The sequence below is a fragment of the Bacteroides sp. D55t1_190419_B8 genome (assembly GCF_015558905.1).
Lineage (GTDB): Bacteria > Bacteroidota > Bacteroidia > Bacteroidales > Bacteroidaceae > Bacteroides > Bacteroides vicugnae.
The window spans coordinates 161,793-186,277 of sequence record NZ_JADMOU010000004.1 but is presented as its reverse complement, the minus strand read 5'-3'; the positions used below and the strand labels follow the sequence as shown (position 1 = coordinate 186,277).

The window sequence follows — 24,485 nt, the reverse complement described above, 5'->3', positions numbered from 1 at the left end:
ATGAACACTTGAAAGACAAAAAGTTCATTAAAGAAGAAGAGCTTGAAAAGCTGATAAGGCATGCGGACAAAGGTATCCACGCCATTGCCAGCCTGAACATCAAGCTTATTCTGATTTCTCTGCCGATACTGATCTTATTTTTAGCGGAGGTACTGTTGCACAACAGATTGAACCCGATCTATATCATTATCATTTTCGCATGGATTCCTGCTCTTTGCTGGGATATCGTCACCACCCGTTTCCTCCAACGGACACAAATAGACGAGATGCCTTTGGTAGAAGTAATCAGCCGCGTGAACCGTATCCATCGATGGACCATCAGGGAACGATTGATTGCTATTGCCTTCCTCCTAGTCCTGGCTATACTTTCATTTATCTACTGGCAAGTGTGGCAATATGGAATGGGTATGATAGTTTTCTTCATCCTGTTATGGGGCGGAGGACTAGGCCTGATCTTATGGATTTACCGCAAGAAGTTCTTAAATCGTATCCACGAAATCAAGAAGAATTTAAGCGAACTGAACGAATTAATGTAAAAGAATCTAAGCTGAATAATTCATATACAGTAGGCTAAGGAGTGTGCTTACCCCACCACGGTAAGCACGCTTTTTCCATTCACTTTTTTATGTACCTGCACCTGAACAGAAATCCGTTCACTCATCTCCTGCACATGAGAGATGACTCCTATTTTCCGTCCCTGCATCTGTAATTGCTCCAATGCTTCCATGGCTGTACGCAAACTTTCCGCATCCAAAGAGCCGAAACCTTCGTCAATAAAAAGAGATTCAACTTTCAGATTATTACTTGACAAGGAAGACAAACCTAAAGCTAGTGCCAAAGAAATCAGGAACGATTCACCTCCGGAAAGAGAGTATACAGTCCGTATTTCATCACACATATCGCAATCTATTACCTGAAGTGCCAACGTATCGGGCACCTGTTGTAGCTTATAACGTTTAGAGAGATAAGATAAATGTTTATTGGCATGAAGCAGCAGCAAATTCAAAGTGTAACTTTGAGCAATCACTTTAAATTTCGCCCCATCCGCACTGCCAATCAGTTTATTCAATTTTGCCCAACGTTCGGCAACCGTCTGTTTCTCTGCCAGTTCCTTCGCAATCTGTTCCACAGTCAGTTTATTCTTTGCTTGTTGTAGCAGGCGGGCTTCCATGGTAGAAAGGGCACGTTCGACATTCATATTTTCTTCTTGTTGCTTCTTTATTATTTCGGGAAGCAGTTCGGGAGACTCTATCTTTTTATACTGTTCCTGCAACTCTCCTATAGCCAGTGCAATTTGCTTCATCTCTCCTTGCAAACCGGAGAGCCGGTTGTGTACCGCCTCTACTTCTTTACGCGCTTTCTCCAAAGCGAGATTCAGCTCTTTCTCTCTTTTTGCTACGACAGCTTCCGCTTCATCCGCACTTTTTCCTTTCAATAGCTGCGAACGTTCCTGACGAAGCACATTCAGCGCTTTTTCTATCACTTCAAATCTCTTTAGCTCGGCCGAAGCAGCATTCTGTAAAATTACCAGCTGTTCTTTGGCTGACGATACTTTCTGCATAGCCAAACGACAGAGAGAAACATTCTCACGGAGGGCTTCACAATGTGCACGCATCTTTTTAATTTCTTCATCGCCGCGCTGCCATTCTGCGTAAAGATTGCGATATTCCAAAATACGTTCTGACAGTTCCGCCAAACGGTGTTGTATCTGCTCTTCGTTTCCGGCTTCAATCCCTGCTTTATATAATGTTGCCAACTGTTCTCCGATTTGTCCGTCCACCGTTTTTTGATGTGCCAAATCACGTTGCAGGGCAATGCTCCGGTTATTCATCTGCTGACAGTTGGCTGCTGCTGCATTATACTCCTGCTCTATACTCCGGAAAAGAGTATCTACCACCTCCTGCCCCTGATGATAAGGATGCGCTGTGCTTCCACAAACCGGACAAGCCTCCCCTTGCTGTAATTGTCGGCGCAATGCTTTTACATCTTTTCCCACTGCCATACGTGCATTTTCGTAAAGACGTTGAGTAACGTTCAATGCGGTTTCTTGCTCCGTCAATTGTTTCAGACAATCGGCCACTTCTTTCTCTAGTCTTTCTATTTCCGTCTTTGCTTTCGTCTGCGTTTCCGTTAATTGCCGGATATTCTGCTGACGAGTCAACTCTTTTTGCAACTTCACCTGTTCTTCGGCCAATAACGGATATCCGAAAGAATTTAAGCGCAATAAACGTTCCTCATTCGTACTTGTAGCGGCAGCCAGTTTGCTTTCTTCTTGCCGTAGAATCTCTTCCACCTGTTCAAGTTGCAGTACTTCTTCTATCCCTACATGGCTTAATAAGCGGTTCAGAGAAGAATAAGACACCTGTAATTGTTCCGCAGCCACCCGCATTTTTTGTTCCTGCTCCGCCACCTGCCTGTTAGCCGCCTGTAAAATCTGCTGCGACTGTGTATAACTGCTTTGCTGTGATTGTATCTGTACATCCAATTGACGCGCTTTCTTCAAGTCCGGCTGTATGGCCTCCCATTGTGCCTTAAAATGCACCAATCCTTCCTCTTGGGAAGCTAATGCACTCTGCAGTACTTTCTCTCTGGCCTGTTCCTCCTGTTCTTCCTGCTGCTTTTTCTTCCAAAGTTCTTCCTGTATTTTTAATGAACGAACCACATTCAGTTGTTCATTCTGTTCTGCCAGCAGTTTAATCCCTACTGCACGCTTTTCAGTCGATAGTTCTTTCTCTTTTTGCAGAGCAAGCAGCTCTTCTTCCGGCATCAGTTCGATCACATTCATTCGATTCTGAATCAAGGTCACCTCTTCTTGTGCCGCCTTATTCCGGACATAAACCTCTTGAGAAATCCGGGAATAAACACCGGTTCCTGTCAACTTCTCCAGTAATTCTGCTTTCGCCGCCCCTTTTGATTTCAGAAATGTAGCAAAATCATTTTGTGCCAATAATACTGTACGGGTGAACTGTTCATACGTCAGGCCAACCAACTCCACCAACTGAATCAACAACTCTTTCTTGGTACCTTGAAATTCTTTCTCCGTATCCAATTCTTTCACTTCCAGCGTTTGTGGCTGCAAAGAACCGTTTATCTTGTTTCTTGTCCGCCTCACCGACCAACGAGAGCGGTAACGCCGTCCGTCAATACCTAAGAAATCGACTTCCGCATAACCGTCACTTGTCCCCCGGCGCAACAAATTTCTAACATCAGACTGATTAATCTGATTATCTCCCACATCTGCCAGGTTCACATTTTCCACTGAAGTAGCGAAGCGGGGAGCCTTATCATACAATGCCAGACATAAGGCATCTAATAAAGTAGACTTACCTGCACCGGTAGGTCCTGAAATGGCAAATATACCTGCAGAATGTAATGGTTCTGCCATAAAATCCACTTCTACCGTCTCTTCTATCGAGGTCAGATTCTTCAATCGTATAGCTAGTATTTTCATTCTTCTTCCTCCTCTTCTTTACGGGTAGCAGCCAAATAGGCCTCTTCAAACAAACCTGTCAGTTCTACAGGCATTTCCACCTGATAAATCTTCTCAAAGGCAGACTGTGCAATCTGTAAGGGAGACATCTCCTGCAACCCCCTCTTCCAGTTTTCATTTTCTTTCACCGTATTTCCGATATCAGTGTGATAGGTAGAAACAATACGCGCCAACCGATAGTTTTTATCTGCCAGTGCCTCTTCAATCTCCTGTCGAAGCATGGGTTCCGGTTCCTCCAACAATACCTTTACTTCCAGATATGGGGCTACGGCTTCTGTCTCGGGTAGTTCCTTCAAGGCTTTCAAGATAGCTTCCGGTGAGACGGGTTCTCCATTCGGCACACTCACCAAAGGTATTAATTTCGGGCATTCCAACCGTTCAATATCCACCGCACAGCCTCCGTCGAAAGTCACCATCACGACTCCATGATGATAATGTTTCTCGGCAAAAGACATCGGAATGGGGCTTCCGGCATATCTCACATTCTCTCTTCCGGACACTCGTTGCGCTTTATGTATATGTCCTAATGCCGTATAAGCTATCTGTTCGGAAAAAGCTTCCGGAGATACACACTCCAACCCGCCAATCACGGTACGCTCGCTATAATCCTTCTCTGCAATCTCCGATCCTGTGGCCTGCAAATGACCGATGGCAAGAATCGCCTGATTCTCCGTCCTTCGCTTCCATAATCTTTGCAAAAGTTGTGCATAAAGTTCGCGAACTCCTTCCGCATACGGATTACCTTCCGTTTGCACGGCCGGATAATCTCCCTGACGCAGAAAAGGAACTGCCATGCAAAGCAATTCTACTTCCCCTTGCCGGTTCTTCAGTTCTACAGTCAGATGGTCATAATCGATCTCTCCGCCTTCGAGCTTGCGAACTACCCCTCTGACTTCCGTCCGCATAGCTTGCAACAGAGGCAAAGGAGCTTCCAGGCGTGCTGCCGAATCATGGTTGCCGGCAACAATGACAATCTGCAAATACGGATTCTCTGCTGTCACCCGATAAATAAACTGATAATACATGCTTTGGGATGCAGCGGAAGGGTTGGAAACATCAAAAACATCTCCGGCTATAATCAATGCATCAATCTCTTTCTGACGAATTTCTTCTGCCAGCCAATTCAGGAATACTTTATGTTCTTCCGTGCGATCATAACCAAAAAAGGTTTGTCCTAGATGCCAGTCGGCAGTATGCAATATACGTATCATAATTTTGTAACTATCTCTAATAACAAGAGGCAAAAATAACACAATCGAAAAGATTATATCACATCTGCCCCTCTTTTTTACCAATAATCATGTATATTTGCAGGATAAAAATCCAACCCTATGAAGATACTGTATTATATTTATCAGATTTGCATCGCTTTGCCTATTTTATTAGTGTTGACCATCCTCACGGCAATCGTCACTATTGTAGGTTCTCTCTTGGGAGGAGCCCACATCTGGGGATATTATCCGGGGAAGATTTGGTCACAATTAATTTGTCTGTTTCTGTTGATTCCCGTGAAGATTGAGGGACGTGAAAAGTTGCATGACAAAACTTCCTATATTTTCGTACCTAATCATCAGGGTTCATTCGATATTTTCCTTATTTATGGCTTCATCGGAAGAAACTTTAAGTGGATGATGAAAAAAAGCCTGCGTAAACTGCCGTTTGTAGGAAAAGCCTGTGAAAGTGCAGGACATATCTTTGTAGACAGATCCGGCCCTAAAAAAGTATTGGAAACAATCCGGCAGGCAAAAGACTCATTGAAAGATGGGGTTTCTCTCGTTGTCTTTCCTGAAGGAGCGCGTACATTTACAGGACACATGGGATACTTTAAGAAAGGAGCCTTCCAGTTGGCGGATGATTTACAGCTGGCGGTTGTACCCGTCACCATTGACGGCTCGTTCGAAATTCTGCCACGCACAGGCAAATGGATACACCGTCATCGCATGATTCTGACTATTCATGAACCGATTCCGCCCAAAGGGAAAGGAATGGAAAATATCAAGGCAACCATGGCAGAAGCCTACGCTGCGGTTGAAAGTGCCCTGCCGGAACAATACAAGGGAATGGTGAAAAACGAAGATCAAGACCGATAATCAGTACATAATATTTATATAAATATGAGGATGCTCACGCACCCCCATATTCCTAACCAGTTTTATGCATCAAACTATTAAATTAAGAAATTCAGATATTTAGATGTTTTGCAAGGTTATGGTTTGGTTTGACATCATTTGTAATTCTTGAAAAGTCAAATTAAAACTTTTATAAATTTCCTTTTCTAAATTCTCTAATGGGAAAGATTCATTTCTGACGCCATTAATCTTCCCTCTAAACCGATTGTTATAATGCTTGCGGAATGTATCCGGAGTAACCAGACCTCCCAAGCCATAATCCCCCACTACAATCACCGGCTTTCGGCGCAAGACCCCTTCGTAAGCGGTAATTCCCGCACCAATAATCAAGTCGGCTTCTTCAATCAGTTTACCGATTTCACTCTCGGAGGATATATAATCCACCTGATACTCTGAATATTTACTTAATAGAACTCCTATCCTTAACCTGGTGCGAGAATTAGCTATTCCGACAACAATGCTGACTTTTTGTTCTATTAACTGCAATTCGTCACCTCTCAAAGAAGAGGCGGCAGATAATTCATTAGGATTTTTCATATAGCTATTTGGTTTTTGTTGTGTCAAAAGTACGGCATGCATCCGAAAACACAAAAAAAGTCACCCGGACAAAATCAGCGCGCCTGATTTTCCGTAAACACCTACATTTCAATAAAATACAGACTATCGTTCTATTAATGACCCGGACAATTCATTTTTTATTTATCAAAAGTCCCTTAAAAACACATTCAAATCTTCTTGTGGAGAAATGCCTAATCGACCTTTCAGCCTCCCTTTTGCTTTAGTGACAGAATCGGAAGAGGTCTGAAAAATACGTGCCAGTTCTTCATTGGTCAGTCCAAATTTAAGAAAGCAACAGATCTCAAGATCATGTTTAGTCAATAAAGGAGTTTTGTCAAGCAACCGGGTAACGTAATTAGAATAGAGTAAATCAAACAGGCTAAACAATTTATAGCGTTCTCCATTAGACAATTTGCCTCTTAATGTTCCCTCTTTGATAGCAAGCAGCAGACGAAAAGCGGATATGTACTGTTCAGAAGAGGGTCCGACAGTTAATTCTCCTCCCAGTTCTTTCAACAGTCCCGATAAGGTTTTGTTCTGCATACTCAAAAGAACAATCTTTCCATTCAACTCGCCTACCTTCATTCGATTTTCTTCCAGTATGCGGTTCTCTTCCAGTACTTGATCTTTCAACTCCTGAATTTCTTCCATCTCCTGCTGGTATCGCTTTATCTCCTCTTCATTATCTCTAATCTGGGATTCGATTTCGGCAATCTTCTTCCTGTGATTCTTACTTTTGTAGTAGTAATAACACATATAGAAGGCCACAATCAGGAAAATAACCGTACCGCAAAATATAAAAACCGTACGGTCCACTTTCAGTTGTAAATTATCATTCCGGAGCTTCTCGTTCTCGTACTGCTTTTGCAGTTCTGTTATCAGCTCCTGCGAATCGACTTCATCCAATACATTCACGATAGAGTCCGCTTTTTCATGATAGATAATCGCTTCCTCAAAATTATCAATATCTTTTTCCAGAAAGTATAAATTGTTATATGCGTCAATACGGGTATATTCTTTAGAAGAATTGATACTCATCTTAAAATATTTCCGGGCGTTCTCTACATCGCCCATCTGTATATACAAATAACCGAGAGACATACACTCCACGTATTTCCTTTCTTCATCCGTTTCTTTTTCATAAGCAGCAAGAAAATAGCGTTCTGACTTTTTCAGTTCTCCCATAGAACGGCACAGTATCCCCAACTCATGTAAAATGGAAACTTCAGACGAATATTGCTTTTCCCTGGCTAGTGCTAAAGCATTAATATAATAGAAATAACAGCTATCCCATTTATTCTGAAACAAATAAGCCCGGCCTATATTTTGCCCGGCTCTGACAAGACTCAAAGAATCTTTCAACTCTTCATAGATTGTATATGACTCCCGAAAATTCTCCAACGACTCCTGATACAATTTCTTTTTCCGGTTAATCATCCCTATCTCATCAGTAGCCATTGCAAACATCTTACAACATTGAATATTCCCGAACATTTCTTTTGCCGAAGACAGGAATGTCAAAGCCTCTTCATCTTTGCCCAGTTCACGCAACACTCTTCCATAATAATACTGTGCTTTAGCACGTGTTGCGGAGTCACCACGCTCTACAGCATAGTAATTCAGTGCCAGTGCAATCAATGAGTCAGAAGTAAACTTCACATAGTTCCGATCCATCGCCTGCGTCAATAAAAGTGCATAATCCGCCTGCAACTTTCCACGTAGTTTTTCAGTATGAGGTATTGACTTTAATAGATACAGAGCTGTATCCGGAAGAGATTCCATGCACATTTCGATCCTCCGGAATGCCGCATCAGGGGCCTCCGAATCTCTATGACAAGAAACCGATAAGACTAAAATAAAAAAGAAAGCGGCGTATACCGGAACAGTAGTCGTTTTCACTTTACTTGAGTTTTGTGCAAAAATACACAAAAAACTCAAGCATTACTTATTTGTTGAAGCATTTTGTTCCAATCGTTGATGTTCTTCTATCAACTTCATGTTTTCTCTTGCTTTAGACAGGAATTCTCTAACCAGCTTATTATCTTTAAAAGAATAAGGAGCATCCTTGATTATATCATCAATTTGCGGAGTCATAATCGGATAAGGCAAAGAGCTGCAGAGCATCATAAACACACTGGGTCCCAGCACATTTTCATAATTATCGGAGATGAACGTTTTTACATACTGATTCATCGCTTTCATCAGTGAGTCTCCTTCCACCACCAACTGACCGTGAATTTCATCCAGATCGCCTCCATCCAGTACCATACGGGTTTCCTTCTGCTCCAGTTCACCAATGCTTTCTTCCAATTGGTTTCTTTTGCTGATAAACTCATACAGTGCATTATTTAAAGATGTTCCGACTGCCTTGAGGTCCGTATTGCTAATGGTAACTGTTATCTTCCCACTTTCCAGCACAATCGGCATAATGCTTTCTTCATCCATGTAAAGTGTCACCATCTGTACGGAATCTATTTTCCCTTTCATTGAGAACAGACCATGCACTACTTCAGCTGAATCCAGCTTCACCCACTCTCCATCCCGAAGGGATTTAAGATACAGCATCTTTCCATCCAGACTATTCACTGAAGAGGTTCCTTCAATCTTGTACTTACTGGTGCAGGAAGCAAAAAACGGAAGCAAAAGTAAAAAAGGCAAAATTTTATTCACGTTCATCTATTCATTAAATTCTGGGTACAAAGGTACAACTGATTCAGAATTCAAAGAAACATTTTATCAATATTTAAATCTTGTAAGACTCTTTTCTTTAATAATCCTTATAAACATAGGTACAAGGCTCTTTTTTTCATTTAGTTTATCTAATTTTGCAGTCATGAAAACATCAACATTTGCCCCTTTTGCCAAACCGCTTTATGTAATGGTAAAGCCTGTAGGTGCCGTATGTAATCTAGCATGCGATTACTGCTATTATTTGGAAAAGGCCAACCTATACAAAGACAATCCGAAACACGTAATGAGCGATGAACTTCTGGAAAAGTTTATCGACGAGTACATTAACTCACAAACCATGCCACAGGTGCTTTTCACCTGGCACGGAGGAGAAACGCTGATGCGGCCGCTCTCCTTCTATAAAAAGGCAATGGAACTACAAAAGAAGTATGCCCGCGGACGAACGATCGACAACTGCATCCAAACCAACGGAACCATGCTCACCGACGAATGGTGTGAATTCTTCCGTGAAAACAATTGGCTGGTAGGAGTCTCTATCGATGGTCCCCAGGAGTTTCATGACGAGTATCGTAAAAACAAAATGGGAAAACCCTCTTTTGTGAAAGTGATGCAAGGCATCAATCTTTTGAAAAAACATGGGGTGGAATGGAATGCGATGGCAGTCATTAATGACTTCAATGCCGACTACCCACTAGACTTTTACCATTTCTTTAAAGAAATCGGTTGCCAGTATATCCAGTTCGCTCCTATCGTTGAACGTATTCTCTCACATGAAGACGGTCGTCACCTCGCTTCTCTTGCAGAAAATAAAGCCGGAACTCTTGCTGATTTTTCGATCACCCCGGAACAATGGGGTAACTTCCTTTGTACTCTTTTCGACGAATGGGTGAAAGAAGACGTAGGCAAATACTACGTACAAATATTCGATTCGACTTTGGCGAATTGGATGGGCGAACAACCCGGTATATGCACAATGGCAAAGACCTGTGGTCATGCCGGTGTGATGGAATTCAACGGAGATGTTTATTCTTGCGACCACTTTGTATTCCCCGAATATAAATTAGGTAACATTTACAGTAAAACTCTGGTGGAAATGATGCATAGCGAACGTCAGCACAATTTCGGGAACATGAAATATCAGTCTCTCCCCACTCAATGCAAGGAATGTGAGTTCCTGTTTGCCTGCAACGGAGAATGCCCGAAAAATCGTTTCAGCCAAACGGCCGAAGGCGAACCGGGGTTAAATTACTTATGCAAAGGGTATTATCAGTTCTTTAAGCATGTAGCTCCTTACATGGACTTTATGAAAAACGAACTAATGAATCAACGCCCGCCTGCTAATATCATGGAAGCACTGAAAAACGGAGATTTAAAAATTGAATACTAACCAATCATATATTGTAATTTTATCATTTAATAATGAACAGATTAAGACTTTATCTATTAGCGCTGACCGCGCTTTTTGTATGTTCCGTTAGAGCGGATGAGGGTATGTGGCTATTGCAACTGATGCAACAGCAACACTCCATAGACATGATGAAAAAACAGGGATTAAAACTGGAAGCACAAGACCTATATAATCCGAATGGCATTTCTCTTAAAGATGCTGTAGGTATATTCGGAGGAGGGTGTACCGGAGAAATTATCTCACCCGAAGGTTTGATTCTAACCAATCACCACTGTGGCTACGCTTCCATCCAACAACATAGTAGTGTTGAACACGATTATCTGACTGACGGTTTCTGGGCTACTTCCAGAGACAAAGAGCTCCCTACTCCGGGACTGAAATTTACATTTATCGAACGTATCGAAGATATTACGGATATTGTCAATGCCAAGATTGCGGCGAAAGAAATCACCGAATCCGAATCATTCAGCAATATATTCCTTCAAAAGCTGGCTCATGATCTTTATTTTAAAAGTGACCTGGCAGACAAAAAAGGAATTGTTCCGCAAGCTCTTCCGTTCTATGCCGGAAATAAATTCTATCTTTTCTACAAGAAAATATATCCGGATGTACGTATGGTAGCCGCTCCCCCCTCTTCTATCGGTAAGTTTGGCGGTGAAACAGACAACTGGATGTGGCCGCGTCATACCGGCGACTTTTCCATGTTCCGTATTTATGCAGATGCAAATGGTGAACCGGCAGAATACAGCGAGAGCAACGTCCCACTGAAAACCAAGAAACATTTGTCTATCTCTATCAAAGGATTGAAAGAAGGAGATTATGCAATGATTATGGGATTCCCCGGAAGTACGAGCCGCTACCTGACTGTATCAGAAGTAAAAGAACGTATGGAATCGGAGAACGATCCACGTATCCGTATTCGTGGTGCACGTTTGGCTGTCCTGAAGGAAGTAATGAATGCCAGTGACAAAATCCGTATTCAGTATGCTAACAAGTATGCAGGTTCCAGCAACTATTGGAAAAACTCCATCGGCATGAATAAAGCCATCATCGATAATGATGTATTAGGAACAAAAGCTGCACAAGAAGCCAAATTCGCAGAGTTTGCAAAAGCACAAAACAATGCTGAATATGCAGCAGTAGTGAAGAATATTGATGACCTGGTAGCTAAGACAACTCCTCTCAACTATCAGTACACCTGTTTGAGAGAGACTTTCTTCGGAGCTATCGAATTTGGCAATATTATGTTGGCTAAAACACGCGAAGCATTGCTTGAGAAAAACGATTCTGTAATCGAAGCACGCATGAAAGCCTTGGAAAGCACTTACGAAAGCATCCATAACAAAGATTACGATCATGAAGTAGACCGCAAGGTAGCGAAAGCCTTGTTCCCCTTATATGCTGAAATGATTCCGGCAAACCAACGTCCTTCTATTTATAAGGTTATTGAGCAGAAATATAAAGGCGATTATAACAAATTCGTTGATGATATGTATGACAACTCTATTTTTGCCAACCGGGAAAACTTCGAGAAGTTTACAAAGAAGCCTTCAGTGAAAGCGATTGACAATGATCTGGCACTGCAATACTGCCAGTCTAAATACGACTTGATGGATACACTGGCTTCCCAACTCAAGGATATGGATAAAGAACTGGCTTTGCTACACAAAACTTATATCCGTGGTCTGGGTGAAATGAAGTTGCCTGTACCTTCTTATCCGGATGCAAACTTTACCATTCGTCTGACCTATGGTAACGTGAAACCTTATGATCCGAAAGACGGCGTACACTACAACTACTATACGACCACTAAGGGAATTCTTGAAAAAGAAAATCCGGAAGACCGTGAATTCGTTGTACCTGCCAAACTGAAGGAACTGATTGAAAAGAAAGATTATGGCCGTTACGCTTTACCGAATGGTGATATGCCAGTCTGCTTCCTGTCGACCAACGACATCACCGGTGGTAACTCCGGTAGCCCGGTACTGAATGAAAACGGAGAACTGATCGGTTGTGCTTTTGATGGCAACTGGGAATCATTAAGCGGTGACATCAACTTCGACAACAACCTGCAACGTTGTATTAATTTAGATATCCGTTACGTCCTGTTCATTCTGGAAAAATTAGGAAACTGCGGACACCTGATCAACGAAATGACAATCGTAGAATAAATGAGAAAACAAATCCTATTTGTCCTATTTTCATTGGCAACTCTTAGCATCCACGCCGACGAAGGCATGTGGATGCTAACCGATCTGAAAGCACAGAACGCTGTTGCCATGCGCGAACTTGGTCTCGAAATTCCGATAGAGGAAGTATACAACGCAAATGGTCTTTCTCTAAAAGACGCTGTTGTACACTTCGGAGGAGGATGTACGGGAGAAGTTATCTCTTCCGAAGGACTGGTACTGACTAACCATCACTGTGGTTATGGAGCTATCCAGCAACATAGTAATGTAGAACATGACTATCTGACAGATGGTTTCTGGGCTATGAACCGTGATGCGGAACTTCCTACTCCAGGATTGACCGTCACTTTTATCGACCGTATTCTCGATGTGACCGATTACGTCACCGAGCAACTGAAAAAAGATCCGGACCCGGATGGTGTTAATTATCTATCACCAAGTTATCTTGGCAATGTAGCAGAACGTTTTGCCAAAGCCGAGAATATAGAAATAACTCCTGCAACAAAGTTGGAGCTCAAGGCTTTTTATGGAGGAAACAAATATTACCTGTTCATCAAAACAGTGTATAGTGATATTCGTATGGTAGGGGCTCCTCCTTCTTCCATCGGTAAATTCGGAGCTGATACCGACAACTGGATGTGGCCTCGTCACACAGGCGACTTTTCTCTCTTCCGTATTTACGCGGACAAGAATGGAAAACCGGCAGAATATTCTAAAGACAACGTTCCTCTGCAAGTGAAAAAACATCTGAAGATCAGCCTCGCCGGAGTTCAGGAAGGAGATTTCACCTTTGTCATGGGATTCCCCGGACGTAACTGGCGGTATATGATTGCCGACGAAGTGGAAGAACGGATGCAAACGACCAATTTCATGCGCCAGCATGTACGCGGAGCCCGTCAGAAAGTACTTATGGAGCAAATGCTGAAAGATCCGGCAGTGCGTATTCATTATGCAAGCAAATATGCTTCTTCGGCCAATTATTGGAAAAATGCCATCGGCATGAATGAAGGACTGATACGCCTCAATGTACTGGATACCAAACGTGCACAGCAAGAAGAACTGTTAGCCCGCGGCCGTGAAAAGGGAGATGATTCGTATCAGAAAGCCTTTGATGAGATTCGCTCTATTGTATCTCACCGACGCGATGCGCTATATCATCAGCAGGCTATCAATGAAGCATTAGTCACTGCCCTTGATTTTATGCGTATTCCTTCCACGACAGAATTGGTTACCGCTCTGAAATCGAAAGATAAAGAGCAGATAAAAGAAGCAAAACTAAAACTGAAGAAAGAAGGAGATAAGTATTTTGCTTCTGTCCCCTTCCCGGACGTAGAACGGATGGTAGCCAAAGAAATGTTGAAGACTTATGCCAACTACATTCCGGCAGAACAACGAATCAACATCTTCGAAATCATCAATTCCCGTTTCAAGGGAAGTATTGACGCCTTCGTTGATGCCTGTTTCGAACATTCCATTTTCGGCAATCCTAAAAACTTTGAGAAGTTTATCAAGAAACCAAGTTTGTATAAAATAGGATATGACTGGATGGTATTATTCAAATATTCTGTTACCGACGGAATCCTGAAAACAGCCATTGCCATGAAAGAAGCCAATCAGAACTATGACGCAGCTCATAAAGTATGGGTGAAAGGCATGATGGACATGAGACAGGAAAAAGGAATGCCGATTTATCCGGATGCGAACTCTACTTTACGGTTGACATACGGCCAGGTGCTTTCTTATGAACCGGCTGACGGTGTGGTTTATGACGCTCATACCACCCTCAAAGGTGTGATGGAAAAAGAAGATCAGGGAAACTGGGAATTCGTAGTGCCTCAAAAACTAAAAGAACTATATAACTCCCAGGATTATGGACGTTATGGCAAAAACGGTGAAATGCCTGTCTGCTTTATCGTAAACACCGACAATACAGGAGGAAACTCCGGCAGCCCGGTATTTAACAGCAAAGGGCAGTTGGTAGGAACTGCTTTCGACCGCAACTTTGAAGGCTTAACAGGCGACATTGCTTTCCGTCCTTCATCGCAACGAGCCGCTTGCGTCGATATCCGCTATACCTTGTTTATCATCGATAAATATGCGGGAGCCTCTCATATCATCAATGAACTTAGCATTGTTGAGTAAATTGAGAGTTGAGAATTAAAAATTGAGAAATATGATGCCAGATGGCATAACTTTTATTTCTCAATTTTTAATTCTCAACTCTCAATTTATATAAATTCTTCCACCATATACATCTCGTCAATCATCTCATTCATTATATTCTGTAAATTCTGAACTGCTTCTTCAGGAGATTCCCCATAAGCATTACATTGCATATTTACAGTCAACCAGGCATAATAGCCACCATCTGATGCGCGTTCAAGCACATAATCCGTTCTGTTTAGCTTCATATTGGTAAATAATTAGTGAATGTTGGTATTGAAGTTATTTCTGAATGTGAAGCTGCCGGTTTCTCCAGTTCACGGATCATCCGACGTTCACAGCTGCGAACCCAATAAACGAAATGACGGTTCGGAGTATATTCTCCTGCAAAGCGAAGCAGCGGCTGCAAATCAAAGGAATCACTGATTATTCCTGCCCCCGCTTTCATTGCATCATAGGCATTGCAGTCTTGTTCAATATGTGCCGGAACCATTAATACAGGTTTTCCAAGATACATTGCTTCGCAAATGGACTCGAAGCCTGCCGTACTGGCATAAGCCTTGCAACCCGCCATCGCATTAAGAAACTTCACATCATCTATTTGATGGAAACTCAATGTTTCGTCAATCCGTGTCACCTCTTCGGCATCCGATCTATCCCAGAAAAAAGTTAAAGGAAGTCCCGGATGCTTTGCATGAAAGTTCTCTACGCTATCGGCAAACCCGGAATTAACCATATATCCATGAATATAATCACCCTCTTCCGGACGGATAGCTGTCACTTCCGGACGAATCAATGGAGGAACGGTCACTATTTGATTCATATCATCCTGTTCCATTTCCAGGAAAGACAAAGCCAGTTTCTTCGAAGATCTTAGAGCGGTCATCCGGGTAAAGAAACGCAGCATCCATAACTGGCACGAATTTTTATCCGGAAACTCGAAATCACGATGTAAAAACAAATACTGATGTCCAACACAAATATACGGAACGGAGGGACGGAAGAGTGCATAGGTAAGTCCGGTTAAAAGTTCGTAGAAGTTGATGACGACTTCCGCCCCTGTCTCCCTGATCCGCTGATTTATATAATACATGCTACGAAGATACTCCGGTAATCTTAATAAATTGTATGCAACGCTTTTCGTCAGGTTCGCCCGTTTATTATCTGCCGTAGGCAAAAAGTTCGGACTAATAAATCGCTTCACCGGTGCATGAATACTCCGATTGAAAAATCCCGGCAAAGTACGTGTCGAACTTTTCCCGACCAAGACTTCCACTACTTCATGCCCATTGCGCAATAACATTTCTTCGAGAGTGATTGCCTGTGTAAAATGCCCTCTCCCCTCACCTTGAACAATAAATAAGAATTTCATAGTTCTACTATTTTTTAGATACGCAAAGTTCCCACTTTCGCATTACAAGATGATGACTCTATGATTACTATTTCATGAACAAAATCTGCTTTTTCTCGTTATATTAATAAAATAGAAAATCTATTTGCGGTCTTCAAAGACTGCTTTTTAACTCTAAGAAAGAAAAGATTATGGAAAAATTTGAAGATTTAATACAGTCACCAGTGCCCGTTTTAGTTGATTTCTTTGCAGAATGGTGTGGACCTTGCAAAGCAATGAAACCGGTTTTAGAAGAACTAAAACTTATTGTGGGAGATAAAGCACGTATTGCAAAGATAGACGTTGACCAGCATGAAGACCTGGCTACTAAATATCGCATACAAGCTGTACCGACCTTCATACTGTTCAAGAATGGAGAGGCTGTCTGGAGACATTCCGGTGTAATCCATAGTAGCGAACTACAAGGGGTTATCGAGAAGCATTATACATAAAAAGATAATAATAACGAATGAAGAAAGTATTAGTAATGGTAGCCCTCGTCATGATAAGCGTGATTGTATACGCATTCAACGACAGTAGGGAAACTAATCAAGGTAAAAAAGAAGTAACAGGTAACAGTGAAGTCGTCGTAATGAACAAAGAAATGTTTCTGAAAGACGTCTTCGATTATGAGAAATCAAAGGAGTGGAATTATAAAGGTAATAAGCCCGCCATCATCGACCTATATGCAGATTGGTGCGGACCATGTCGCCAGACAGCTCCTATCATGAAAGAATTGGCAAAGGAATATGCCGGAAAAATTGTCATCTACAAAGTCAATGTAGATAAACAAAAAGAACTGGCAGCTTTATTTAATGCAACAAGTATTCCATTGTTTGTATTCATTCCCATGAAAGGAGATCCACAGCTTTTCCGTGGAGCTGCTGACAAGGCAACTTACAAAAAAGCGATTGATGAATTTCTCTTGAAGTAAAGAAGAAAATATAGTGACGCTATCCGGTCGGGATAGTAACGCTATACTAGGAAAAGAGTGAGGGTATCCTTGCGGGATACCCTCACTCTTTTGTATATCTTGCCAATCCTTATTTGAAGTATCCCACAGGATGATTCATCATTGGCATTTGGCTATCTTTCAATTTCAAAACTTTCTTCAATTGTTCATTGTCCATCGAGGCGCGTGGCACTGTTGCTATGTTAGCAGCGGAACAGAATATTGAAATATTTTGAGAAACGATGCCGGAATCCATAGCACCCATCAACTGGCTGCGTGCACTCTTCGCATCTCCAAACCTGGAGAGATCACTGATTAACACCAAAGACACCGGAGCTGTTTTCACAAATGCCTGTCCACCGGCTACTGCTCCACGGTGATCTCCTTCAGCAACCAGAGTCAACTGATGATTTTTAGCATCATACAGATAACTCCCTTCAGGTAACACTACATATACATCCACATCCTGCTTATTCAAAGCCGATGGAGCTGTTCTCATTCCGGATTCCTTACGGTTTATCCCATTAGCAGCCCATAACAAATCAGACAGATCCGACAGACTCAATGATTTAGAAGCATACTCGCGAGTTGAATGTCGTTCAGACAATGCCTTCATCACCGCACCGGTACGGTTTAAATTAGGCTTCGGCAATTTAATCACTTTATCAGCAGCAAAAGCAACAGCCGAAAGCATTAAACAAACTAACAATAGTTGTACTTTTCTCATAACTGTGGTATTTAAAAATTGATAGACAAATATAAATAAAAAAGGTCTGTATTCGTTGCAGAATACAGACCTTTTAAGAGTTTATTAGGCTTAATTATTTCTTATCACCGAAATAACGGTTGTACAATCCTTCAAAACCTTTACCGTGACGAGCTTCGTCTTTGCACATTTCATGTACAGTGTCATGGATAGCATCCAGATTCAAAGCTTTAGCACGAGTTGCGATACGTTTTTTATCTTCGCATGCACCTTGTTCAGCATCTTTGCGTTTCTGCAGGTTTGTTTTAGTATCCCACACGCAGTCGCCCAACAATTCTGCAAACTTAGCAGCATGTTCAGCTTCTTCCCAAGCGTAACGTTTGAAAGCTTCAGCTACTTCAGGATAACCTTCACGGTCTGCCTGACGGCTCATAGCCAAATACATACCAACTTCAGTACATTCTCCCATGAAGTGATTGTTCAGGTCCTTAATCATTTCTTCGTCACAACCTTTTGCCACACCAATAACGTGTTCGTCAGCAAAAGACAATGCGCCACCTTCTACCTCAACCACTTCTACGAATTTGCTGGCAGGAGCTTTACACAAAGGACATTTTTCAGGAGCTGCGTCACCTTCATGAACGTAACCGCATACAGTACATCTAAATTTTTTCATTTTCTTCTCAATTTTAAATTAATTAGTCAATACGTGTTTCTTTATCTTTACTTAAGCAATTTTTGCAAATACCTTTATAATAATAATGAACTTCTGATACCTGATGACCATCCATGTCTACATTCTCCACTTGTTTTATGGCTTCCGGGCATTTCAAATCATAAATGTGTCCACAACGCCTGCACAAAAAATGAGAGTGTACGGAAGTGTCAGCATCAAAGTTCGTATTCTTCTCATCAATCGTAAGCATCAAGGCCGCTCCTTGTTCAGAAAACAATTTCAGAGTATTGTAAACCGTAGTTTTTGAAAGTGTCGGCATCGAAGGAGATAGTGCAGTATATATATCATCAGCTGATGGATGAATCGGATTATCCATCAGATATTCCATGATAGCGATACGCTGCATGGAAGGCTTGATATTATGCTCTAATAATCGTTCATATGATTTCATTATCTCTTCCTTCTTTTCAAAGTTGTATTCATTACAATTATAAATTTAATGCAAAGATAACGAGTTATTTGGAATTATCAAATAAATTCCCATATTTTTGGCGTATTTTTTTAAGAATATTATTATTGAAAACCTATTTTCCTTTTACTTACCATCCATTTGCATGACAATAAAAGATCAGCAATTTTTTTGTTTAAAAATACCCCTCACAAAAGAGTTTTGTGAGGGGTATTTATATTTCGAAAAGTTTTATATACTCCTTTTCTGTTAAAGAAGCTAAAAATCAATTTTATTCGTCCACTTTTACTTCCGCTATAATTTCGTCCGGCACTTTGTTACAACGCACATATTTGCTCACGTCGCTATCATCATCTTTTGCCGTCCAGACCATAGAGCCAGATTCCTGCAAATCGGTTACGATATAATCGTGATTCCACTCTCCATTGCCGAAATCGTAGTCTCCGCTAAGCACGTAGCCCAGATAAGGGTCGTTCTTAATCTTGAAAGAACCGGTGATGCAACGTGCGTACATACTGTCGAACTTCTGGTACATTTCAAAAGTGAGTTCCTTGCGGTTAAACTTTATGTAGCAATAGGTACCTTCCGCCAAAGGCTGCCCGTTCCATTCGGCAAGTTGCCATACTCCGTTCAGATTGGCAGCAGTGACCGGCAATGTAGGAAGGGCTGTATCTTCATCGTCATCACAAGATGAGAAACAAAGCACGAAGGCGAATAAAGCCATTAATTTGAAAATATTCTTCATGTCTTCTTTTTATTTTATCGTTATTTAATACGGTTTACTTTAATATTCAATGTCCGTTCCGACGGTTGCCCCTCCACTCCTTCTATCACAAGCGGAAAGGTAAATGAACTGCCTTTATCCGCAGGAATCAGTGAGCTATCTATCGTAACCACTATATCGGCTTCACTACCCGGAGTGATCACTTCCGGTTCCGTACGGAAAGCAGCGAATGCCGGAAGCTGGGAAGCCGACAAGCGTAGTGGTTTGTCGCTGCTGTTACCGCACAGAATTCGTTCCGAAAGACGCTTTCCAGCAGCCACTTCGCGAAATTCCATCCGATTTTGTTTCAGCCTCAACTTTCCCATTACATATGGATAGCGCGCCCATTCATCCGCTCCGGGAAGCACATTTCCTCTTAAGGTGAGGCGTGCCGCCGGCAGACTGTCCGAAGAAGCCAGATAGATGAAAGCATTCGTGTCGATCGTTCCCGGATGATTCTTCGGAGTGTAAGTCAATGCTATCACTCTTGTTTCGCCCGGAAGAATCTCTCCCATACGGACATCAGCCGCCGTACAACCGCAAGTTGTCTTCACACAGGTGAGCTTCACGGTTTTACCGCTTACGTTCGTGCAAGTGAAACGGTAGGTCTGCGGAGCATCGTCTTCGGTCAGTGTACCGACATCCAGCACCGTCCGGTCGAAACGCAGAATTTCTTCCTCCTGCAGAACGGAACGGACATTCCGGGCTTCTACCGCCCGGAACGGTCCGACAACCGCACAACATATAAATAACCGTATCCAGATAATGGGTTTCATTGAATATCAAAATTACATCCAACCGTTGTCATTGGCTTTTTTACGAACTGTGACGGTGATTGTTTGCTCCGTTCCATTGCTTACTTTCACCATGATACGGGTCGCTCCGGTTTTTACGCCGGATACCTCCATCAGCGTACCTGTTACCTTTACCGTAGCAATAGCTGTATCAGCAGATGTACAGGTATAAGTCAGGTTCTCGCCATTTACAAAGTAGGAAGCAAGGTCTACCGTCGATGTTGCTGCTTCTGACACATATACGTTAGGCACTACCATATCCGAACCGCTGCCGTCGATTTTGTTCAACAACTCTCCGGCGTTTGCCAGTCCCTCACCCATCTTGCCGACGTATCTCGACAACTCTACTTTCGTAGCGGAAGCTCCGTGAGTAAGATGGTTACGATAGAACCTTTTCACTGCTCCATTACTATAATAGGGATCCAGCGGCTTCGCTGATTTTTTCAGCAGTTCCACAAACTCGCTTGCCTTAAAGTGACGACGCAACTTAACGGCATACGACAATCCCAGTGCAGCTACTCCCGATACATGCGGGCAAGCCATAGACGTACCGTCCATATATCCATAGGCAGGCTGACCGTCCTTTATCAATGTGGAGAGAATAGAACCGGAATGAGCACCGTCTATTTCTTCCCATATTTCAGGATCATTCTCTCCCACCGGATTATAATATTCCGTATCACCGCCCGGAGCTGAGATCGTGACTTCCTTACCATAGTCGGTATAAGAAGCCGGAGTAAAGTCGGCAGCCACCGCACTTACTGATATGCATTTAGAGTAAGCAGCAGGGAAAGAAGGCATAGCCGCATATTCATTGCCGGAAGCGAAAATTGCCAGACCACCGTCGATCACCCCATTGGGAGAACCGGCATTGTTGATAAAGTAATCCAATGCTTCTTTTTCCAGCGGATAAAGTTCCGACCATTCTTCTTCCGAACCCGGACCCGGAGTATATCCGTCTACCAGACTTGCCAAAGCAGAGTTGTAACCCCAGCTACATTGCAGGATAACAGCGCCATTATCTGCCGCATATTTGATAGCCCGCGCCTCACCATCCAGACTCACACCATACTCACCGGAAAACACCTGACACGACATTATCTTCACGCCCGAATTAGGTGTACCGTCGCCACCGGCGATACCGCAGACGCCTTCGTGATTGCCGTTCATAGCAGCAATCGTACCGGCAACGTGTGTGCCATGTCCCGAATCGTTGATATCCTGCCATGTAATAACAGGCGAATTGCTTACGAAGTTGTAACCGTACTGATCATCCTCATAACCGTTACCGTCGGCATCTTTACCGGCATACAATTTTTCGCCTTCGTTAATCCAGATATTATTTATCAAGTCGGGATGAGTATTCATGACGCCTTCGTCCAGCACGGCAACAATAATAGACGGGTCACCCGTACATTTCTTCCATGCTTCCGCACAACCGACATCACATCCTGCTTTCGAACCATTCTGCAGTTCATTCTGATTATCAAATGCATTAACTCCGCTGTTGATATAATGCCATTGATACGACAGACCGGGATCATCGAATATGCTTTCTGTTTTCCCCGCACGCGTAGTTGCCTTTTGTTTCAAAGCGCTTTCGCTAATATAAGTGCGATAGGATTGTTTCTTGTAAGCACGTTGAATGCGGCTGTTTGCCTGTACTTTGGAAACTTCGCCCAACTGACTGAGCCGGCGGGCTGCTTCTTTCACATCCGTATTTTCATCAAACTTCACCCGATACCACAGATGCAATCCTGCGGTGCGGGTCCGTTCTTCATTTCTGGGATCTACCGGAAATATACGTTCAAAATGATAAGCCCCCAGAATAGCCAACACCTCGTCGGTAGAAGGAATCCCGGAACGGGTCATAGCTCCCCCGCTTCTGGTAGCAACCGCAAGAGTCCGGTCAAGGATCTCCGTCATTGCCGGGTCGAACTTTATCAGCAATTCACCGGAAGTGACATCCGTCGGAAGTTGGACTTCCGTCCCCCCTGTCGGGGTGGACGGTTGTTCAATCAGCTCTTGTTCCGAGCAGGCAGTCAGCGTCAAGGCAAACAGTGCTGTATATAAGAATTTATTCTTCATTGTTCCTTATTAAATTATTCTTGTTAATGATATTTATTCTACTGTATCCGATAATACAAATACTTTGTAATACAACGGATAAGCTACGCCGTCAACCTTTTGGTTTGTTCCAGGGTCTTCACTGCCGTAGTAGTAAGAATAATCGTAGTTCACGAGTTCCACATTGCTGAATCCAACTGTATCTCCTGAAGAATTCTTACCCCCTTCCTGCTGGTTAAATACCATCGTTTCCGGATTCCAGTATGCAAAGTACGGATGGAACAGCAACCAATTCGGTATTTTACCAGTCATGAAGTTCTGATTAAGATGTAACGTACGGGCAAACGGCAATACACGCAGAATATCCTGTCCTCTTAACGCATCCTGATCCTTATAAGTAACCCAATTGTCAGTGGATAACAACCATTGGCAAGTATCCTGAGATAACTTAGACTCATAGATAGCAGGAGTAGCATCCAGTTCATCTTTAGTAAAGAAATCTTCTTGCTGATAAGTAAGCGGTTTCTTCGCTGCTGTCAACGCATTCTTCACTTCTTCGTCCGTCGGGAATTCTCCTTCGAGGAAGTTATACGACATTTCTAATGAAATCAACTTATCCCATGTCAACAATTTCAAGAAGGCTTCTTTTTCCGTGTATTCTTTGGATACGTCTGCATGCAAGCCGACGTCTCTTCCATTATATTTGCCTCCACTAATAAGACTTAAATCACGCAATACATCCGTAGCACGGCATCCGGTCAATGTCAAAGCCTTCAACTTGCCGAAATTCTTCTGATTCACCACATTGGTAATCACAGACAATGACGGGAAATTGTTACTTCCCAAATACAATGTTTCCAGCTTATTCCCTAAGTTAATAAAATTATCGGGGAAAGCATTGATGCCTACAGAATATACAGTCAAATGTTTCAAATATTGTAACTCACCGATTTCCTCTCCTAGAGAGATTGTACGGATCTGACTGTTTTCATTACTCTGAACTGCGAATGATTCTATATATTTCAAATGCCGAATCTCCTTGGGCAAGGCTTCACCATCTTGCAGGTTAATCATCGCAAAACTTACAGAACGCACACGGCCTACCGCTTCCTCAGGAAGTTCGTTGTTTTGTATTTCTTTATCCGTAGCTTCCCAAAGCGTCACATTCGCCCAGTTCATCATATTTTCACTGGCATCAATCTGCGTCATAGACTGAAGTTTATTATTGATAGTAATCACCGCCAGCGAGTCGCCCGAACGGTTATCTTCAATCTTCATAGCAGCTTCCTGTCTCACAGTCAGCACCACTGCATCTATCTTATTACCGTTTTCATCGACCAAATCCTTCAGGTCCTCGGGATCTTCCGGAATCAGACGAATTTTAGCTACACGGGTATAAGGAACCACATTCATTCCCCAACGGAAATCTACTTTTATGGTACGCGGACGCGCTCCACGGTCTAACTCCACATTCAAATCTTTCTCTTTCGGCAATGTCAACCAATCTGCGCGGTCACTCTCTGCATCCGCTTTTTGTTCCTCCGACATAGTTGCCTCTTCAGCGAAAGAATAATCTACTCCGTCTATTCTGAATTTGACATTTGTAGAGATAGTACTTTTGAAAACACGTTCGTCGTAACGATCCGAACTAGCTATTTTCACTTCCGACTCTTTTATCAAGATTTGCTTGCTAAAACCAAACTGTGTAACCGTTACCTTTTGAGGTGTTCTGCCGTTCATGGCGAAAAGTATCTCCGTTGTACGTGCAAGGTTTTGCAGTGTGGAGTCGATAGCTATCTCACATACCGCCGAACCGATACCGTTGGCAGGCGAAATGGCTAACCAAGGTTCCTTGGTGCTCGTCACCCATTGATCGCTGGACGATACGGCAATCTTTTCGACTCCACCTTCGGCACCCATCGTAATTTCGGTCTTATCCAATGCAAGCCCCTCGATTCCCGGTTCGTCATCATCCTTGCACGAGGTCACTAACGCCGTGCAAAGAATCAGTCCTAATGTTATTTTACTAATATACTTCAT

The 24,485-nt window shown here is 42.6% G+C and carries 20 protein-coding genes and 1 pseudogene; 6 read left to right on the top strand and 15 right to left on the bottom strand.

The genetic code is table 11. From position 1 onward, the window contains the following. Positions 1-27: 27 nt before the first annotated feature. The 3 genes and pseudogenes from I2I13_RS24685 to I2I13_RS05680 all read right to left on the bottom strand — a co-directional run. A pseudogene (locus I2I13_RS24685) lies at positions 28-72 on the bottom strand (hypothetical protein); the annotation flags it as partial. A gap of 511 nt (positions 73-583) precedes the next feature. Further along, entirely contained in the window at positions 584-3,451 is a 2,868-nt protein-coding gene (locus I2I13_RS05685; RefSeq protein ID WP_195649058.1) for an AAA family ATPase, read from the bottom strand. Continuing rightward, entirely contained in the window at positions 3,448-4,701 is a 1,254-nt protein-coding gene (locus I2I13_RS05680; protein WP_148366167.1) for an exonuclease SbcCD subunit D, read from the bottom strand. Before I2I13_RS05680 ends, I2I13_RS05685 begins: the two co-directional genes overlap by 4 nt. Positions 4,702-4,821: 120 nt before the next feature. On the opposite strand from I2I13_RS05680, the gene I2I13_RS05675 reads away from it, so the two are divergent. Then, positions 4,822-5,580 carry a 1-acyl-sn-glycerol-3-phosphate acyltransferase gene (locus I2I13_RS05675; protein ID WP_004297350.1) on the top strand — a complete coding sequence of 253 codons (759 nt, stop codon included), beginning with the start codon at positions 4,822-4,824 and terminating at the stop codon, positions 5,578-5,580. Positions 5,581-5,679: 99 nt separating this feature from the next. Here I2I13_RS05675 and I2I13_RS05670 read toward each other — a convergent pair whose 3' ends face one another. From I2I13_RS05670 to I2I13_RS05660, 3 genes are all read right to left on the bottom strand, one after another. Then, complete coding sequence (locus I2I13_RS05670; RefSeq protein WP_148366165.1) at positions 5,680-6,156, bottom strand: polysaccharide deacetylase; 477 nt, start codon at positions 6,154-6,156, stop codon at positions 5,680-5,682. A gap of 165 nt (positions 6,157-6,321) precedes the next feature. Further along, entirely contained in the window at positions 6,322-8,076 is a 1,755-nt protein-coding gene (locus I2I13_RS05665) for a hypothetical protein (RefSeq protein ID WP_195649057.1), read from the bottom strand. 42 nt (positions 8,077-8,118) lie between these two features. Next, the gene (locus I2I13_RS05660) at positions 8,119-8,853 is read right to left on the bottom strand and encodes a DUF4369 domain-containing protein (protein ID WP_074637391.1); all 735 of its coding nucleotides are present in this window, start codon (positions 8,851-8,853) and stop codon (positions 8,119-8,121) included. A 157-nt stretch (positions 8,854-9,010) separates the two neighbouring features. Between I2I13_RS05660 and I2I13_RS05655 the strand changes: the two genes are divergently transcribed. From I2I13_RS05655 to I2I13_RS05645, 3 genes are read left to right on the top strand one after another with little or no spacing between them, the layout of a single operon-like run. After that, positions 9,011-10,255 (top strand): anaerobic sulfatase-maturation protein, encoded by a 1,245-nt coding sequence (locus I2I13_RS05655; protein WP_074637393.1) that lies wholly within the window; start codon positions 9,011-9,013, stop codon positions 10,253-10,255. 32 nt (positions 10,256-10,287) lie between these two features. After that, complete coding sequence (locus I2I13_RS05650; RefSeq protein WP_195649056.1) at positions 10,288-12,447, top strand: S46 family peptidase; 2,160 nt, start codon at positions 10,288-10,290, stop codon at positions 12,445-12,447. Next, entirely contained in the window at positions 12,448-14,607 is a 2,160-nt protein-coding gene (locus I2I13_RS05645; RefSeq protein ID WP_195649055.1) for a S46 family peptidase, read from the top strand. An 86-nt stretch (positions 14,608-14,693) separates the two neighbouring features. Here the strand turns inward: I2I13_RS05645 and I2I13_RS05640 are convergent, their stop codons facing one another. Both I2I13_RS05640 and I2I13_RS05635 read right to left on the bottom strand, forming a co-directional pair. Next, a complete protein-coding gene (locus tag I2I13_RS05640; protein WP_004297339.1) occupies positions 14,694-14,876 on the bottom strand; it encodes a type II toxin-antitoxin system HicB family antitoxin in 183 nt (60 codons plus the stop codon). Then, positions 14,873-16,000: a glycosyltransferase family protein gene (locus tag I2I13_RS05635; protein WP_195649054.1), complete on the bottom strand. Its 1,128-nt coding sequence runs from the start codon at positions 15,998-16,000 to the stop codon at positions 14,873-14,875. The genes I2I13_RS05640 and I2I13_RS05635 overlap by 4 nt, the downstream gene beginning before the upstream one ends. Before the next feature lie 170 nt (positions 16,001-16,170). Here I2I13_RS05635 and trxA point away from each other — a divergent pair, with 170 nt between their 5' ends. Both trxA and I2I13_RS05625 read left to right on the top strand, forming a co-directional pair. Then, the gene (gene trxA / locus I2I13_RS05630) at positions 16,171-16,470 is read left to right on the top strand and encodes a thioredoxin (RefSeq protein WP_004306008.1); all 300 of its coding nucleotides are present in this window, start codon (positions 16,171-16,173) and stop codon (positions 16,468-16,470) included. 17 nt (positions 16,471-16,487) lie between these two features. Beyond that, the gene (locus I2I13_RS05625) at positions 16,488-16,952 is read left to right on the top strand and encodes a thioredoxin domain-containing protein (RefSeq protein ID WP_117937480.1); all 465 of its coding nucleotides are present in this window, start codon (positions 16,488-16,490) and stop codon (positions 16,950-16,952) included. 109 nt (positions 16,953-17,061) lie between these two features. On the opposite strand, the gene I2I13_RS05620 is transcribed toward I2I13_RS05625, so the two are convergent. The 7 genes from I2I13_RS05620 to I2I13_RS05590 form a co-directional block, all read right to left on the bottom strand. Continuing rightward, complete coding sequence (locus I2I13_RS05620; RefSeq protein ID WP_167511816.1) at positions 17,062-17,697, bottom strand: SagB/ThcOx family dehydrogenase; 636 nt, start codon at positions 17,695-17,697, stop codon at positions 17,062-17,064. Between the two features lie 94 nt (positions 17,698-17,791). Continuing rightward, a complete protein-coding gene (locus tag I2I13_RS05615) occupies positions 17,792-18,352 on the bottom strand; it encodes an NADH peroxidase (RefSeq protein WP_004297333.1) in 561 nt (186 codons plus the stop codon). A gap of 22 nt (positions 18,353-18,374) precedes the next feature. Continuing rightward, entirely contained in the window at positions 18,375-18,803 is a 429-nt protein-coding gene (locus I2I13_RS05610; protein WP_195649053.1) for a Fur family transcriptional regulator, read from the bottom strand. A 289-nt stretch (positions 18,804-19,092) separates the two neighbouring features. Then, positions 19,093-19,566, bottom strand: a complete 474-nt coding sequence (locus tag I2I13_RS05605) for a lipocalin family protein (RefSeq protein WP_148366153.1) — start codon at positions 19,564-19,566, stop codon at positions 19,093-19,095. Positions 19,567-19,586: 20 nt separating this feature from the next. Next, positions 19,587-20,360, bottom strand: a complete 774-nt coding sequence (locus tag I2I13_RS05600) for a DUF1573 domain-containing protein (protein ID WP_148366152.1) — start codon at positions 20,358-20,360, stop codon at positions 19,587-19,589. 12 nt (positions 20,361-20,372) lie between these two features. Then, on the bottom strand, positions 20,373-22,466 hold the full coding sequence (locus I2I13_RS05595; RefSeq protein ID WP_195649052.1) for a subtilase family N-terminal domain-containing protein: 2,094 nt from the start codon (positions 22,464-22,466) through the stop codon (positions 20,373-20,375). 33 nt (positions 22,467-22,499) lie between these two features. Continuing rightward, positions 22,500-24,485, bottom strand: coding sequence for a BACON domain-containing protein (locus I2I13_RS05590; protein ID WP_195649051.1), 1,986 nt, complete (start codon positions 24,483-24,485; stop codon positions 22,500-22,502).

Coding starts and splice junctions, on each gene's coding strand:
- I2I13_RS05685 (WP_195649058.1), bottom strand. CDS start 3,451: ATGAAAATACTAGCTATACGATTGAAGAATCTGACCTCGATAGAAGAG.
- I2I13_RS05680 (WP_148366167.1), bottom strand. CDS start 4,701: ATGATACGTATATTGCATACTGCCGACTGGCATCTAGGACAAACCTTT.
- I2I13_RS05675 (WP_004297350.1), top strand. CDS start 4,822: ATGAAGATACTGTATTATATTTATCAGATTTGCATCGCTTTGCCTATT.
- I2I13_RS05670 (WP_148366165.1), bottom strand. CDS start 6,156: ATGAAAAATCCTAATGAATTATCTGCCGCCTCTTCTTTGAGAGGTGAC.
- I2I13_RS05660 (WP_074637391.1), bottom strand. CDS start 8,853: ATGAACGTGAATAAAATTTTGCCTTTTTTACTTTTGCTTCCGTTTTTT.
- I2I13_RS05655 (WP_074637393.1), top strand. CDS start 9,011: ATGAAAACATCAACATTTGCCCCTTTTGCCAAACCGCTTTATGTAATG.
- I2I13_RS05650 (WP_195649056.1), top strand. CDS start 10,288: ATGAACAGATTAAGACTTTATCTATTAGCGCTGACCGCGCTTTTTGTA.
- I2I13_RS05645 (WP_195649055.1), top strand. CDS start 12,448: ATGAGAAAACAAATCCTATTTGTCCTATTTTCATTGGCAACTCTTAGC.
- I2I13_RS05640 (WP_004297339.1), bottom strand. CDS start 14,876: ATGAAGCTAAACAGAACGGATTATGTGCTTGAACGCGCATCAGATGGT.
- I2I13_RS05635 (WP_195649054.1), bottom strand. CDS start 16,000: ATGAAATTCTTATTTATTGTTCAAGGTGAGGGGAGAGGGCATTTTACA.
- trxA (WP_004306008.1), top strand. CDS start 16,171: ATGGAAAAATTTGAAGATTTAATACAGTCACCAGTGCCCGTTTTAGTT.
- I2I13_RS05625 (WP_117937480.1), top strand. CDS start 16,488: ATGAAGAAAGTATTAGTAATGGTAGCCCTCGTCATGATAAGCGTGATT.
- I2I13_RS05620 (WP_167511816.1), bottom strand. CDS start 17,697: ATGAGAAAAGTACAACTATTGTTAGTTTGTTTAATGCTTTCGGCTGTT.
- I2I13_RS05615 (WP_004297333.1), bottom strand. CDS start 18,352: ATGAAAAAATTTAGATGTACTGTATGCGGTTACGTTCATGAAGGTGAC.
- I2I13_RS05610 (WP_195649053.1), bottom strand. CDS start 18,803: ATGAAATCATATGAACGATTATTAGAGCATAATATCAAGCCTTCCATG.
- I2I13_RS05605 (WP_148366153.1), bottom strand. CDS start 19,566: ATGAAGAATATTTTCAAATTAATGGCTTTATTCGCCTTCGTGCTTTGT.
- I2I13_RS05600 (WP_148366152.1), bottom strand. CDS start 20,360: ATGAAACCCATTATCTGGATACGGTTATTTATATGTTGTGCGGTTGTC.
- I2I13_RS05595 (WP_195649052.1), bottom strand. CDS start 22,466: ATGAAGAATAAATTCTTATATACAGCACTGTTTGCCTTGACGCTGACT.
- I2I13_RS05590 (WP_195649051.1), bottom strand. CDS start 24,485: ATGAAGTATATTAGTAAAATAACATTAGGACTGATTCTTTGCACGGCG.